Annotated in this window: 15 protein-coding genes; 9 read left to right on the forward strand and 6 right to left on the reverse strand. The window is 40.5% G+C overall.

Annotated elements, in window-relative coordinates; genetic code table 11:
- The first annotated feature begins 252 nt into the window (after window positions 1-252).
- From H5183_RS15645 to H5183_RS15655, 3 genes are read left to right on the forward strand one after another with little or no spacing between them, the layout of a single operon-like run.
- Window positions 253-597, forward strand: a complete 345-nt coding sequence (locus H5183_RS15645; RefSeq protein WP_182732132.1) for a hypothetical protein — start codon at window positions 253-255, stop codon at window positions 595-597.
- Window positions 594-2201: a PepSY domain-containing protein gene (locus H5183_RS15650; protein ID WP_182732133.1), complete on the forward strand. Its 1608-nt coding sequence runs from the start codon at window positions 594-596 to the stop codon at window positions 2199-2201. Before H5183_RS15645 ends, H5183_RS15650 begins: the two co-directional genes overlap by 4 nt.
- Window positions 2201-2536, forward strand: coding sequence for a DUF3325 domain-containing protein (locus H5183_RS15655; RefSeq protein ID WP_145239865.1), 336 nt, complete (start codon window positions 2201-2203; stop codon window positions 2534-2536). Before H5183_RS15650 ends, H5183_RS15655 begins: the two co-directional genes overlap by 1 nt.
- A gap of 219 nt (window positions 2537-2755) precedes the next feature.
- On the opposite strand, the gene H5183_RS15660 is transcribed toward H5183_RS15655, so the two are convergent.
- From H5183_RS15660 to H5183_RS15670, 3 genes are all read right to left on the reverse strand, one after another.
- Complete coding sequence (locus H5183_RS15660; RefSeq protein WP_182732134.1) at window positions 2756-4432, reverse strand: hypothetical protein; 1677 nt, start codon at window positions 4430-4432, stop codon at window positions 2756-2758.
- A 79-nt stretch (window positions 4433-4511) separates the two neighbouring features.
- Complete coding sequence (locus H5183_RS15665; protein ID WP_145239870.1) at window positions 4512-6413, reverse strand: alkaline phosphatase PhoX; 1902 nt, start codon at window positions 6411-6413, stop codon at window positions 4512-4514.
- A 247-nt stretch (window positions 6414-6660) separates the two neighbouring features.
- Window positions 6661-7197, reverse strand: a complete 537-nt coding sequence (locus H5183_RS15670; RefSeq protein ID WP_149981969.1) for a lipocalin family protein — start codon at window positions 7195-7197, stop codon at window positions 6661-6663.
- A 123-nt stretch (window positions 7198-7320) separates the two neighbouring features.
- Here H5183_RS15670 and H5183_RS15675 point away from each other — a divergent pair, with 123 nt between their 5' ends.
- From H5183_RS15675 to H5183_RS15685, 3 genes are read left to right on the forward strand one after another with little or no spacing between them, the layout of a single operon-like run.
- Window positions 7321-7770 (forward strand): YaiI/YqxD family protein, encoded by a 450-nt coding sequence (locus tag H5183_RS15675; protein WP_145239874.1) that lies wholly within the window; start codon window positions 7321-7323, stop codon window positions 7768-7770.
- Window positions 7767-8309: a DUF6942 family protein gene (locus H5183_RS15680; protein ID WP_182732135.1), complete on the forward strand. Its 543-nt coding sequence runs from the start codon at window positions 7767-7769 to the stop codon at window positions 8307-8309. The genes H5183_RS15675 and H5183_RS15680 overlap by 4 nt, the downstream gene beginning before the upstream one ends.
- 53 nt (window positions 8310-8362) lie before the next feature.
- Window positions 8363-8734 (forward strand): response regulator, encoded by a 372-nt coding sequence (locus H5183_RS15685; protein WP_145239878.1) that lies wholly within the window; start codon window positions 8363-8365, stop codon window positions 8732-8734.
- Window positions 8735-8767: 33 nt separating this feature from the next.
- Here the strand turns inward: H5183_RS15685 and H5183_RS15690 are convergent, their stop codons facing one another.
- The gene (locus tag H5183_RS15690) at window positions 8768-9679 is read right to left on the reverse strand and encodes a LysR substrate-binding domain-containing protein (RefSeq protein ID WP_182732136.1); all 912 of its coding nucleotides are present in this window, start codon (window positions 9677-9679) and stop codon (window positions 8768-8770) included.
- A gap of 113 nt (window positions 9680-9792) precedes the next feature.
- Between H5183_RS15690 and H5183_RS15695 the strand changes: the two genes are divergently transcribed.
- On the forward strand, window positions 9793-10098 hold the full coding sequence (locus H5183_RS15695; protein ID WP_145239882.1) for a hypothetical protein: 306 nt from the start codon (window positions 9793-9795) through the stop codon (window positions 10096-10098).
- A 50-nt stretch (window positions 10099-10148) separates the two neighbouring features.
- On the opposite strand, the gene H5183_RS15700 is transcribed toward H5183_RS15695, so the two are convergent.
- Window positions 10149-10430, reverse strand: a complete 282-nt coding sequence (locus H5183_RS15700) for a putative quinol monooxygenase (protein ID WP_149981974.1) — start codon at window positions 10428-10430, stop codon at window positions 10149-10151.
- 240 nt (window positions 10431-10670) lie between these two features.
- On the opposite strand from H5183_RS15700, the gene H5183_RS15705 reads away from it, so the two are divergent.
- The gene (locus H5183_RS15705; RefSeq protein ID WP_182732137.1) at window positions 10671-11537 is read left to right on the forward strand and encodes a LysR family transcriptional regulator; all 867 of its coding nucleotides are present in this window, start codon (window positions 10671-10673) and stop codon (window positions 11535-11537) included.
- A 200-nt stretch (window positions 11538-11737) separates the two neighbouring features.
- Complete coding sequence (locus H5183_RS15710; protein WP_259397351.1) at window positions 11738-12571, forward strand: ABC transporter substrate-binding protein; 834 nt, start codon at window positions 11738-11740, stop codon at window positions 12569-12571.
- Between the two features lie 80 nt (window positions 12572-12651).
- Here the strand turns inward: H5183_RS15710 and H5183_RS15715 are convergent, their stop codons facing one another.
- A complete protein-coding gene (locus tag H5183_RS15715) occupies window positions 12652-13362 on the reverse strand; it encodes a hypothetical protein (RefSeq protein WP_182732138.1) in 711 nt (236 codons plus the stop codon).
- Window positions 13363-13480: the final 118 nt, after the last annotated feature.

A 13480-nucleotide genomic window follows, 5' to 3' on the forward strand; every position in this document is an offset into this window, starting at 1 on the left:
CCTAAAAAATTAATGTAACGGCTTATAGCCTTCCAATCACTAAGCATACAAGCAGTTGAAAAATTTGCGAACTTTTCAATTAAAACAGCAAATGATAAAAGCAGATCATCATTTTACTAAGTAAATATACTGAGTATTATTGCGCTGTCGTCGCGACAAACAACAAAGAAAATACGAATCACTATCTTTTCTGTATCTAGAATATATAATACCCTCTTTATTCGCCCCCATTTGGGACTTTGAGGGATCATCATGCATGCTCAATCTGTCAAAAACAGCCAAACACTCTCTATAAGATCTAAATTAAGCCAAGCTTATCAAGCCCATGCTTACCGTTTTGCTGTTATCTCACGCTTTTTTGCCGCCATTGTTGGTGGTTATACCTTTACTGCCGTGTTTACCGCGTTACTGAGTATCATTCTACCGCTGAAAAGGTCAGATGCTGTACTGCTTAGTATCAGCCTGACTATTTTAGTGTACAGCTGTGTGTTTATTTGGGTGTTTGCTGTTAAATCACTATCTAAAATATGGATCACTATTTTACTAACTACTTCAGGGTGTGCTCTGATCTTATCATTACTAAAGGGTTGGCTATGAAAGAGAGTTTTTTCCGCTCCATGACCTGGATGCATACCTGGGTTGGATTATTAGTATGCTGGCTACTCTATTTAATATTTTTTGCTGGTACAGTGAGTTTTTTTCGGGACGAAATAACGCTATGGAATCAACCAGCACTGCACAATGTACAAGCGCCTGAACAGCGTGTAGCGCAACAGCGTAGCCAAATTATCAGTGGTATTAATTACCTACAAAATGCAGGCCCGGAGTCTACGCGTTGGGGAATTTACTTGCCCACAGAGCGAAAACCGCAGCTTAACTATGCTTATGAAAAGCCTCGTCCTGAAGGGAAGCGTTTTGGTGGTTGGCAAGAGCACAATATCAACCCACAAACAGGCGACGAAATAGCACAAACAAGAGACACCAGAGGTGGTAACTTTTTTTATCGACTGCATTTTGACCTACATTACATTGATGTACGCACAGCCCGTTGGATTGTCTGCTTTGCGAGCTTATTTATGTTGGTAGCGCTGATATCTGGGGTGGTGATCCACAAACGTATTTTTAAAGATATGTTTAGCTTTCGTGCCAATAAAGGCAGCCGCAGTTGGTTAGATGGTCATAATGTATCGTCAGTATTGGCGTTACCTTTTCATATTATGATCACCTATACAGGCCTAATCACGCTAATATTTATGTTATTCCCCTATCCAGCAATGACCGCATACGAAGATGGTATTCGTGGTTTATTTAACGATGTGTCACCCACTAATCTGCGCACCAAAACTAGCCCAGATAGCGCCCCATTAATAGCCATCGATACTATTTTAGATCAAGTTTATACTAACTGGCCTGATGCTGACTTAACACAAATATCAATTCGTGATCCAAATAAAGCCTCAGCCACAATTACAGTCCGAGCAGACACCGGTAGCCTAGTTCGCGACCAAACACCCACCTTATTATTTAACGGTGTAGATGGCAGCTTAATAGCTAAAACTGCTGCCCAATTAACCAATACAGAAGTGTTCTATGACTCGCTAACAGCCCTACACACAGGCCGTTTAGCTAACCCATTATTACGCTGGTTATACTTTTTATGCGGCGTAGCTGGCTGTGTAATGATAGCAACTGGCTGTATTATGTGGGCTAAGCGTATTCGCGAACGCATGAAAAAAGACCAACCTGCTACAATTGGCTTAAAGTTGGTAGAAGGGTTAAACCTTGCCACATTAATGGGCTTACCACTTGCAACCTGCGCATTTTTTATTGCCAACCGGTTGCTGCCTATGACAACCCCTGAGCGCGCTGATAAAGAAATACTTGCATTCTTTGTGACTTGGCTAGCCGTTGCTTTGTTTGCGCTATTTAAACGCGCAAGGCCGCAGTGGATTTTACTCGCGTGGATAAACGGTATCGCCTGTCTCAGCGTGCCTGTTATTAATGCTCTTACCACCAATGGCAATCTAATAAGCTACTTGCTAAACGGCCAATGGGCGTTGTTTAGTTTTGATTTAATGTGCTTAATATTTGCAGCCTTATTTGTAATTCAGGCCAAAAAAATACCAACTCACACTCCGGCTAAAACACCGCAACAACGGGCGCGCCGTTCAGCAAAAACTAAGTTACAGGAGCAACCATAATGCATGAATTACTGCAATTGAGCCTATGTTTACTGGCATTTAATTGTTTTGCTTTGGCTAAATTTAATCATTACCGTGATGTATTTAAAACCCGCCCTAGCGACAAACTCAGTAAACAGTTTTTGATCGCTGCTTGGATCAGTATTTTACTAAGCTTAGTACTGAGTGTTGTACAACATAACGGCTACGGCGCTTTACTATTTTGTGGTTACATGGCGCTAAGTGTCTTAATATTAATGATTTTTTATAGCTTCAAAGCATCTTGGGTAAAAATAATGACTGCTTTAAATATCACCGTTGTAATGCTCAGTGGGCTGTTTTTAACTGTTTTTTAAGCTTAGTTAGTAAAAATATGATCTGAGCAAAAAAAAAGGCAAACTAACTTAGTTTGCCTATATCCAAATGATTTGGTTATAAATAGTAGGGGGATACTCATGTCACAAATAGCTTGATTGAAGCTATTGCCAATCAATCTATGTGGAATATGATATCCCTCTAATGTGTCATATTTATTACCTAGTAATTACTTTTTAATATAAAACATATCAAACCTATTACTGTGTAGCAGTAGACCAATCTAATTGCATGTCCCACACATAACGGTTTTGTTCTTCAAGTGGTGCTTGTGAGTCGTCAACTGTTTGCAGTACATTTTTAGCTTTTAATAGTGTTGCATCGCGGCCAAATAAGTAGCTCTGCTCTTTCATGATCGTAAAGTAGGCTTTATTAAGCTTAGTTGCGCGTTCTTTAGAGGGCGTAATTAACTCATATAAATTTTTTGCCTGCTTCACTCTTTGCTTATTCACAGTGCCATCTTGATTAAACCAACGCATGAGCATTTCTTGATTTTGACGAAATTCATCCCCGCCACCAACACGTTCAAAATAAGTTAAAAACTCCCCTTGCTGCTCACCTTTATTTGGTACATCGGTCATGGCTTTTAAATCAATATAACCCCAGCCATCACGCCCTTGTACTTTTCGCGGAAATGAAAAGCTTTGATCATAAGTTGATCCCACCGTTTTATGACAGCCATTACAAAATGCCAGCTCTTGTTTATGTTGAGGCCTCAGATCACCTTGAGCATCTTCGATATAACCGTTTATAGTCCAACCAAACATATTGTTTATGCCTTTATCGCCTAGATAACGAGTTTGTGGCAGATTTTCAAAGTGCTTTTCTTTCGCTTCTTTATAATACGAGGAGGCCAGCAATTGCTTAGATTTAAAGCGATGCTTTTTCATGTAGCGGACTTCTTTCATGCGTGGTGCATTGTAGACTTGACCATCCTCATCGACACCAATGTAACGTACCGTATGTAAAAACTCAGTATCTTGTGGGTATAACTGATAACTTAACTCTATGTCTTTTGCATCCCCTACATAATTGGGCTGCTTAGTTATATTACTTACCAATGCCGATAACCTGCCATCGTTATTTAGATCCTGACCAATACGCCGCTCTGAAATATCTGGTGTACTTATCTGCGCTAAATCTTTTATCGCCATTTCAACCAGACTTAAGTTAGCGATATAAACATCCTGATTGTAGATGCCGTCACGCTCACGAAATTCTTTTCCAAGGCGGATCATTACATCACCGGTTGAACCGTTGGTTGGCCAAAAAGTACTTGGAAAAGGTTTATAGTTAAAGGCAACCCAATGGCTGCCATCTTTAGCAAAACCTTTTTCATCAAATGCCTGAGCTGGATAAGCTAAATTTTTAACTTCAGCTATTTCTCCTTGCCAATCAGGATTAGCTTTGAGTTTTTTAATAAAGCTGCCGTAATTATCTTGGTTTACCCAACTATTGATTTGATCGTCTGAAATACCCGCAATTAAATGGGTTCTATCAATGAAAAGATTCTTCCAGTGGTTTTTAAGTCCAAGATCTGAAAACTCGTACACACCTTGTAAATGCCCATCATTCATTGTATTTGGGCGATTTTTATCTTGCTTGTCTGTTTGATGGCAGGCATAACAAGGATTATTTTTGCCCTGGGTTTTGGTATAACACTGCGGTGGAATAACCGATTCCGGATTATATTCTTCATCATATTGCATATACGCAAGCGCGGGAATATCATCGCCCTCTTTATAAGGCGCTGAATATAGTGAGGTAGATGATGAGGTTTGTTGAACATACGTAACGTCGCTCATTGGCATCTCATTATCAAAACACCCAGTGAGTAAAACAACGTTCAGTAATATAAAGGGGGTTAAATACTTCATTTTTATGACTCTATTTTTTTCTAAAAAATGGGTAAACACAGGGTTTACCCACCTAAAAACGCTTTATCTAACGCTTAAATTACTTAGACTGTGGATCGTACATCCACAACGTATTGTTTTCTTGGAAGCCATCTTCACCAATAATGATACGACCATCACGCATAACAATCACATTGTCTGGTTGTGAAAGTTGTTCAACATCACAACGCTCAGCGCCAGTCAGGCTTGAACGATATGTACCGCCCATAATCACCGGTTCAATGCGAGTTAAGCTGTAACTTGTATCAATGTGCGCACGGTATACACCACCGCAGTCTTTTACTCGTCTTGATAGTTGAATATCGCCTTCGTCATCAACCATGGTGTTATCGAGATCTGAAATACCGATATACATGTACGCTTTTGTAACAACTTCATTTGCAATAACATCTTGCCCAGTGATCGCTTCGAGTACACGATCATGATTGATGCTAATACCTTCAAGCTTACGCCATTCGGCGGTAGCACCTTTCATTTTAGCCGCTTGGCGAGACTCTAAAAATGCGGCACGGTTATCCATCGGTTTGCCTGCTGTAACAGGGCTACCACCTTCGGCCTCGCTAGGGTATGTCGCTTTACCATCTGCCCATGCTTGTACATCAGCCAGTGACATATAACTTGTTTTACCGGCAACATAATCGCTGGTATTAATACCATCGTATTGTGCAATCCAGGTTTCAATATCAACATTGCTGCCACTGGCAAGCTCAACCCACTGCACATCAAAACCAGTGACAGTTGGCTCGTTTAAGCCGGCATCTTGGGTTAGTTTTGCACCATATAAAGTACCTGCGGATAAATCTTCTGGTTGGTCGGCAATAAATTTAAATAATACCCCACCGGTATCATCTTGTGATGAATATACGGTACGACGATCTGGCATAACTACCGAGTTTTCATGCTCATAACGACCAATGGTGTAATGCTTTACCACTTCTGGCGCATCGGTCATTGGTTTTTGAATTTCCGCGATATAACCATAACGGTAAGGATTTGGGAAATCAGGAGCAACAAGTGCTTCGATACCATCTGTACCTGTATCACTCGGATCATTCCATGATGCATCTGTGGTTGAGTTAACCGTTGAATTAACGATCCACTCTTCTGAAGTTAGCGGGGTGCCCCACGGAGAAACTGACCCAAAACAGTTAGCAGCCGTCCCCTTCACTGCGTCAAAGTTGATCATCATAGCATCGGTTACAGACCAAGCACCTTCTGCACTTTTTGACATTTTTAATCGGCTTACGCCACCAGGGTAAGATTCCCAGTTAGTAAAGAGGTAGCCTTCGTTTTCGCCTGCAGCAATAAAACCATTAAAATCTGGATTATTATTTTCGATGATTTTTTGATTATTATTAATACCGTAGTGCACACCTAAACCACCAGCCAGACCACTGTCACCTAACTCAGCATAAGTATCACCGGTTTGACCAAGAATTTGATATTCACCAAGCGCTGCAATCACAGTTTGGCGTTCAAACTCACTTTCTGGTACTGGCGAATTGATAATATTACGCGGTAAATTATTAAAGTTTACCCCACGTAATACGCCAACAGTGCCTCGATCAATAACTTTACCATTAACTGAATCTTTTGCCGTATTCGTGTCTGACGGATGCTGAACGTTGAAAAACAAGTCACCGCCATCACTTAAAAAAATGCCTGTGACTTCAGCCCCCGCTGGCACAGTCGCTAACCGTGTTAAGCCACTGCCACCATTTTTTCCATCAACACCATTAGCACCATCAACACCATTTGTGCCATCGCTGCCATTCGTGCCGTTAGCTCCATCCGAACCATTCACACCGTTGCTGCCATCTACACCAGCTTCACCGACAGGACCTTGTGAACCGGTCTCGCCCTGTTTTCCGTCGTCTCCGTTACACGCTGTTAATGCTAAAGTGACGGCTCCAGCAATTAAAGATAATGCTACACGCTTCATTACTTACTCCTTGAAATTGGCCTGTTAAAAGTTTCAACCGAGCCTGATTATTGTTAGAAAAATTTCAAGAATAAGTGTGACCAGAAGTTGTTTCAGTTCTCTTACATATAAATGATGTTTTAGGGACGTAACTTTGACTAATGAATTACATCTTCTTAGTTATATTTACTAAAAAGGCGTATGAATTGTTGAAAGCTAAAAATGGCACCCTTTAGTGCCATCGATTCACTGTAAAGGGGATTTACAGTCATGGGGTACTGTTCTGTTTAACCATAATCAGGTTGTCAGTATCAAAACCTTTTTGCTGCGCAAGCACTTTAAAGTCAGCTAAGCGTTGCTCACTCACTGTGGGGGTACGCGATAATAGCCACAAATAATCGTTATTGTAGCCAGATACGTACGCATATTGGTAATTTTGTTGGTCTAACTTAAATACAATATAAGAGCTGTAAAAAGGACCAAAAAACGATACTTTTAAATGACCAACATCATTGCTATCAACAAATTTCGCAGTACCTTGAGCCTCACTCCATTTGTTTTCCTCGCTATTAAAACCACGGTTTAGCACAGTTACAGAGCCATCATCGTTAATTGTATAATCCGCTGTTATATTATCTAAACCCCGCTCAAAAGAGTGATCTAATCGGGCTATTTCATACCACTTACCTTGGTACTGTTCGATGGAAAAAGGACTCACTGGTGCAACCTTATCGGGCATGCCAGTACAGCCAAGCAGTAAACTACTGACGAACAGAGTAAGAGTGATAAATAATTGATTTTTCATCGTTGATTCCTTGATAGTTAATTAGGCCACCAACGCAGTAAAGCATAAAAAGTTCACTTAATACTAGTTGTTCTAAAAGCCTTAGGTTAGGATCATTTTTTTACTAACTATTAGAAGTTAACAATGAAGATATGGGTTGATGCTGACGCCTGTCCAGTGGTGATCAAAGAAATTTTGTTTCGTGCCGCAGAGCGTACGCAAACTGAAACAATTTTAGTCGCTAATCATGCAATGCGTATTCCGCCTTCAAAATACATTAGCCGGTTGCAGGTCTCATCAGGGTTTGATGTGGCTGATGACGAAATAGTCAAACGTATTGCAGCCAATGATTTAGTGATCACCGGTGATATTCCGCTAGCATCCGAAGTAATCGATAATGGCGGCCAAGCGCTAAATCCTCGCGGCGAACTGTATACCAGTGAAAATATTCGCTCGTTACTAAATGTGCGCGATTTTATGGATACTATGCGTTCAAGTGGCGTTGAAATGAACGGCGGACCGCCACCGCTTAGCCAAAGTGATCGTCAAAACTTTGCTAATAATCTAGACCGCATTCTAGCTAAAAATAAATGAGTAAGGCTGCAAGTAATATAGGCTTTGGTGACCCAGCTTTTACAGTCGCTGTGTATGTAGCGAATGTACCACCGATGCCACAGTACACCAACCTAAGTACAGTGACTTCATGTGTGGATGGACAAATTGCCAGCATCAACCAAGCCTGTGGTAATGGCTGGCGTAAAGTATTTAATGTATATGCTAAAGTGTTATTTGCACTGCCTAGCGAGTATTACCAATTCGCCAAACTCGCCCCGACTTGGCAACACTATCGTGATGAACAACTGCTGCAGCTTAATAGTCAAACTGCCTTACTTTTTAGCCCTCCGGTTTTAAATAACAATAATACCTTGCATATTATTGCCGGACGCACCTATGCTAAAGCGCTGCTGCAGCAAGGACACTTACAGTGCCAATTACAGTGGTTAGATGAAGAATTTGCTATCGATAAAGTAAACAAGTTGATTGTGTGTCCATACTTTGATTACCGCCAACTTAGCAATATAAAAATAGCGCGACTTAGTCAGCTAGTTGCCCAGTGTTTTGTGGCAGAGTAAGACTTTGTTAACTAACCTTAAGGTAATTTGCATATGATGGACAATTAAACTTTATGAAAATCCTCGTCGTTGACGATATGCCTTTGATGCGCCATGTATTAATAAATATGTTAAGAAAACTAAATTATCACGATATTGTTGAAGCGACTGATGGAATACAAGCATTAAGTTTATTACAAAACCAAGGCTATGATTTAGTTATCACCGACTTGCATATGCCAAAAATGGATGGCAAAACTTTACTCAATCGTATTCGTGATGACCAAGAGTTAGCCGAAATCCCGGTGTTAATGATCACCTGCGAAGACAGCTCCACAGCAATCAAAGAAATTATTGCCGCGAAAGTGTCAGGCTTTATTGTAAAACCTTTTAATTTAAATGTGTTAGATAGCCAGTTAAAGAAAGTTATGAAGTTAGAAAGTTAGAAAGTTAGAAAGTTAGTCAATCTCAACGCTATGTTACTTTAAACATTGTTTAAGTGCGTCATCATCTTGCTGAAATCTAGATAATAACCAAGCTTGAAAAGCGATTACCTTTGGCCAATTAAAATGCTCCTTAGGGCCCACTAAATAATATTTATAGTGGCAGTTATATTCAAAATTTGGGTAAACTTCTAACTGCCCGAATTTGATATGGGACTCAATTAAACGTCGCCTCACTAACGCAATTCCTTGACCCGCCAACGTCGCTTGGATCACCAAGGCTGCGTTATCGATTTCTAAAAATACCGGCATTGCTGTAGTACTAATGTTTAATTCAGCCGCTAATGTTTGCCAACCACGCTCTGCATCAGGGCAAACATCCATAATTAACTGCTGTTGTAATAATTGCGCCCTTAAAGGTAATTGTGGGGTAAGCAACCCTGGTTTATAAGCCAGTAACAAACTGTCATCAGCGACCAACTCACTGTGTAACTCGGGATATTGCCCTAACCCAAAACGAATGCCTAAATCAACCTGACCAGAGGCAAAATTTGCATGTTGATCGCTAGGATCAATACGTAAATGAATGCCAGGATGGTGACGTTGAAAATCATTAATATGTTGCAATAACCAACCACTGGCAAACGAAGGTAAAACCGATAAATTTAAACTATGTGGATTTGTATCTTGGCTTAACGAATTAATCCCAGATTGAAAATGACTAAACCCTTGCAAGATAGCCGGGAGCAACTGTTTGCCTTGGCGTGTTAGTTCTACAAATCGAGTTTGCCGCTTAAATAACCGACATCCTAAATGAGCTTCTAACAACCTGATCTGTTGGCTCACAGCTGCTTGGCTAACAAATAATTGTTCCGCAGCCAACTTAAAGCTACCCAATTCAGCCGCATGCTTGAAATACCAGAGACTTTTTAATGGGGGTAGAGTCATAGCCATTCACAATTAAGAAAAACTAAAGCATAAGCAATTTTTAATCGTTTGTCAGCTTTTCTACATCAGGCAATACTTATATTACCAACCAAGCAAAATGAAGAGTTAACACAATGAAATATTTAATTATATTAGTTATTACATTAATTAGCTTTAGCAACCAAGCGCAAGCTAACACCACAATAAAACTTGATACCGATGAAGGCTACCCATACAAAAACTTAATCAATAAAGCGCAAAGAGTCGAATTACGTTATGTTGAAAATGATCATCAAGTGACCTGTAAAGTCAGTGTGCAAACCCTGCATAATCAATATATGGGGAAAGAGCAAACCGTTTCAGCTAAGCAATTTAAAAAGCAACCAATGGCGGCATGCTTAACTCGTATAAAAGCCAAGCAGATACTAAATATGTTATAAGCGATGGGAGCTTTATGTCGTTACTCCCAGCAACATAAAGCGCCTATTTTTTAGATTTCAGCTAAGTTATTTATTTCCACGGCTTTCGCTAATGCACTCTCATAAAATGTAAAAACCTGTTTTGTATAAGCTTGTTGATAATGCTCATCAAGTGCTTGTTGCGATATAAACCGCTCAACCAAAAATAAGCATGTTTGATTATCACCCGTGTATAACTCAAAGCGAATACAGCCCACTTCAGCTAAAGTGGGTGCCACAATCGCTTGTAATTTACGTTTACACTCAGCGAACAACGCTGTCTTTGGGGTAATTTTAGCTACTATATTAATCATAAAATCTCACTACTTTCAAAGAAATGCATTCAATGCATTGAACCGGCAATCATAAAACGTTAGGGTTAAAGCTAAATTTAAATAAGTTGCCCATACTCCGAACAAAAACAACATAAAAAGCCATATCAACTTGATTAATGTAAAATGAATTTTCATAGTTGCGTCTATGCCCTACTACTATATTTTGATAGCAGTCGTTAAAATAGTGACCAAAATGCAAACTAAGATTGAGAAAATAACATGCTAGACGACCTGTATTTATTTACCGAAGTTGCGCGGCGCAAAAGTATGAGCCAAACAGCAACAGCGCTTAATTTAAATTTATCGACCTTATCGCGACGCATCCAAGCATTTGAACAAAAGTTAGGCACGCCACTATTACAGCGCAGTGCAAGAGGAATTTTACTCACCAGCGCGGGGCAACATATTTATGACTCGCTCGCGAACACTGTTTTAACACTTTCGAGTCAGGTTGAGCAGGTAATAAGTAAACAAAGTATCAACGAAGAATTTTATCTACTATGCCCACAAAACCTGATTGCCGGGCCACTAATGAGCGCAATTAGTGCGTTTCAAACATCACACGCTCAGCTCAATTTGCATATTTATCCAAATAACTTAAACAGTCAGCTTAGCCAACAGCGCTTTAATTTAGCGATACGAATTGGCGAACAACAAGATTCAAGCTTTTATCAAAAGCGGCTCGGCTCAATTGCCACTGCGGTAATTACTAAAAAACAAACGGCACCGCAAAATCGCCTAATTTTGCCCTACACCGATAAACAACTTTCAGCAGCGCTGCTCAGCGAATTAAAGAGCTGTTTTGAGCATATCACCTATTGCTACGACATAACCATTGCACGCCAGCTAGTGCAATCGGGTGTGGGAGCTGGCTTATTGCCGATGAGCGAAATTGCCAGCTTAAACGCCAAGCAACAGTTTGCTTATGTAGCGCAAAACATACCGCTACCCGCTCGCCCTATTTACGCCATGTGGGCGCATACTCGCACGCCATCAGCCACCGCCAATAAGCTGATCACCAATATTCAGCAAGCAATCGCAGAGCAGCCCTGCTTACAAGGTGAAATTGTACCGCTCGGTAATTAATTTGCGCAGCCAAACTCTGCGATTAAATCGCCACTGTCAGGTTGTTTGCTTTGCTTCACACCACAACCAGGTTTCACTCATCAGACAACTCATATAAGCCGCACACAAGTTTATTAACTAATTCGCTTTTGCGTGATCGCTACTGTAGTATCATAAATGAAGAATTTATAACCAATACAGATTTTTTACCATGATCATAAATGCTAAATTACACAATGCGAACAGCTAAACGATTACGTAATATATGCAACGCTAGTCTGTTACTACTGTTGTGTGTAAGTAACGCCAGTAAAGCAGTACCGACAGCGCAAAGTATTGACTCAACGACAATTCAACTTAGCGCAGGTGAATGGCCGCCTTTTCTCAGTGAATCGCTGCCATACCAAGGTGTAGTAGCGCATTTAATTCGCGATATATTTGCTGAAGCAGGCATTACCGTTAACTTTACATTTTTACCTTGGTCACGTGCATATCACGATACCGAAAATAACAAATATGCCGCTACTGCGGTATGGATGTTCAGTGACGAAAGAGCAACTGTTTACTTATATAGCGAACCAGTGCTCAGTGAACGCTTTGTGTTTTTTTATCATAAGCAACAGCATTTTGATTGGCAAAATATTGCAGATTTAAAAGGCCTATTACTTGGGGGCGGACTTGGCTATAGTTATGGCCCAGAGTTTGATAAAGCTCTTGCCGAAGGCTCTTTTGAAATGTCCCGGGTAGGTAATACCGAGCAAAATTTTCGTCGTTTAGCACTAGGGCGTATCGACGCCTTTGCTGAAGAGCAAAGTGTTGGCTACTTTACCCTCAAACATCAACTACCCGAGCTTGTTAATGTTATTAACCATCACCCCAAACCCCTGTTAATTAATAAAAGCTTCTTACTATTTCCAAAAAATAGCAGCGAAAGTGAAAAACTACTCAACACCTTTAATCAGTACTTATTACAGTTTAAGCAAAACGGCCGTTACCAAGCTTACTTTAAAGGGTTAGAGCAAGGCGATTATCTTCCCCAAGTCAAGTTACAGTAACGAGTTAACCCTTAGATCATGCTTTACGTGACAATAAGCCTAACCTAACTCGGCGTTTACTTAGAGCGACTTGTTTGCACTTAATCTTTAAACCAGCGGTAAACGCCAAAAACTCCCATAAAGGCAAGGCAACCAACAGCCACTAATTGCCAAACTTTGTAGTTATAGCCTTCATTTTCCAAAGCAACTGTATTCAAACGGGTATCAGCTTTTGACACTGGGGTTAGCGTCATCGAATGTGTAATTGTGGCTATTGCAGTAGTATTTTGTTGAGATAAAACAACCGTTGGCTGTTTAACATTCGCGCTTGCTTTGCTTGGTGCTTGCCACTGGGCTTCAAATTTTGCACGCTGCTCAGCTCGATTTTCACTGCACCAAACAAAGTCAGTTTGTTGCATTTCTTTAGCACGGCAGCGCTCAGGGTATTGGTAAAAGCTACTCCACGCGAGTCGCTTGCTATCACTGTCGTATGTTTTACTATAGACCGTTGAATCATGAACTTTTTTAGTTAATAAATCATTCGCAGATGAGCGAGTATAAGTTCGTGAACCTGAACTGTAGCTCCTCCCATTAGTTGGGCTTATGCAGTGACGACCCAATATTTCAAACAACTCAGTTGAGCGCCTGCGTAAACGCTCACCTTCAGCTGCCTTATACCCTGCCCTCATTCTATCCTGAACTTTTTCTCGCTCGGCTTTAATAGCATCACACCGTGATTGCGAATACTGCTCTGCGGCCAATGTGCTATTGCTTGAAATCACGCAGATAGCCAATAAAATCCTTTTAATCATATATACATCACTGTCGTTAAATTAGGGATAGCGTAGCATTTTTTACGCTAGCAGCAAGACTTTCAATTAGAAGTTTCCGACAACTATTCTCCTCCCCCTGTGTCAGGATGCTTCTAAT

The organism is Pseudoalteromonas sp. SR44-8 (assembly GCF_014163635.1).
In the GTDB taxonomy this organism is placed as follows: domain Bacteria; phylum Pseudomonadota; class Gammaproteobacteria; order Enterobacterales; family Alteromonadaceae; genus Pseudoalteromonas; species Pseudoalteromonas rhizosphaerae.

Excerpts from the sequence above, each read along its gene's own strand:
- H5183_RS15645 (WP_182732132.1), top strand. The coding sequence starts at position 253 with ATGCATGCTCAATCTGTCAAAAACAGCCAAACACTCTCTATAAGATCT.
- H5183_RS15650 (WP_182732133.1), top strand. The coding sequence starts at position 594 with ATGAAAGAGAGTTTTTTCCGCTCCATGACCTGGATGCATACCTGGGTT.
- H5183_RS15705 (WP_182732137.1), top strand. The coding sequence starts at position 10,671 with ATGCTAGACGACCTGTATTTATTTACCGAAGTTGCGCGGCGCAAAAGT.
- H5183_RS15695 (WP_145239882.1), top strand. The coding sequence starts at position 9,793 with ATGAAATATTTAATTATATTAGTTATTACATTAATTAGCTTTAGCAAC.
- H5183_RS15715 (WP_182732138.1), bottom strand. The coding sequence starts at position 13,362 with ATGATTAAAAGGATTTTATTGGCTATCTGCGTGATTTCAAGCAATAGC.
- H5183_RS15685 (WP_145239878.1), top strand. The coding sequence starts at position 8,363 with ATGAAAATCCTCGTCGTTGACGATATGCCTTTGATGCGCCATGTATTA.
- H5183_RS15700 (WP_149981974.1), bottom strand. The coding sequence starts at position 10,430 with ATGATTAATATAGTAGCTAAAATTACCCCAAAGACAGCGTTGTTCGCT.
- H5183_RS15660 (WP_182732134.1), bottom strand. The coding sequence starts at position 4,432 with ATGAAGTATTTAACCCCCTTTATATTACTGAACGTTGTTTTACTCACT.
- H5183_RS15655 (WP_145239865.1), top strand. The coding sequence starts at position 2,201 with ATGCATGAATTACTGCAATTGAGCCTATGTTTACTGGCATTTAATTGT.
- H5183_RS15665 (WP_145239870.1), bottom strand. The coding sequence starts at position 6,413 with ATGAAGCGTGTAGCATTATCTTTAATTGCTGGAGCCGTCACTTTAGCA.
- H5183_RS15680 (WP_182732135.1), top strand. The coding sequence starts at position 7,767 with ATGAGTAAGGCTGCAAGTAATATAGGCTTTGGTGACCCAGCTTTTACA.
- H5183_RS15675 (WP_145239874.1), top strand. The coding sequence starts at position 7,321 with ATGAAGATATGGGTTGATGCTGACGCCTGTCCAGTGGTGATCAAAGAA.
- H5183_RS15690 (WP_182732136.1), bottom strand. The coding sequence starts at position 9,679 with ATGACTCTACCCCCATTAAAAAGTCTCTGGTATTTCAAGCATGCGGCT.
- H5183_RS15670 (WP_149981969.1), bottom strand. The coding sequence starts at position 7,197 with ATGAAAAATCAATTATTTATCACTCTTACTCTGTTCGTCAGTAGTTTA.
- H5183_RS15710 (WP_259397351.1), top strand. The coding sequence starts at position 11,738 with ATGCTAAATTACACAATGCGAACAGCTAAACGATTACGTAATATATGC.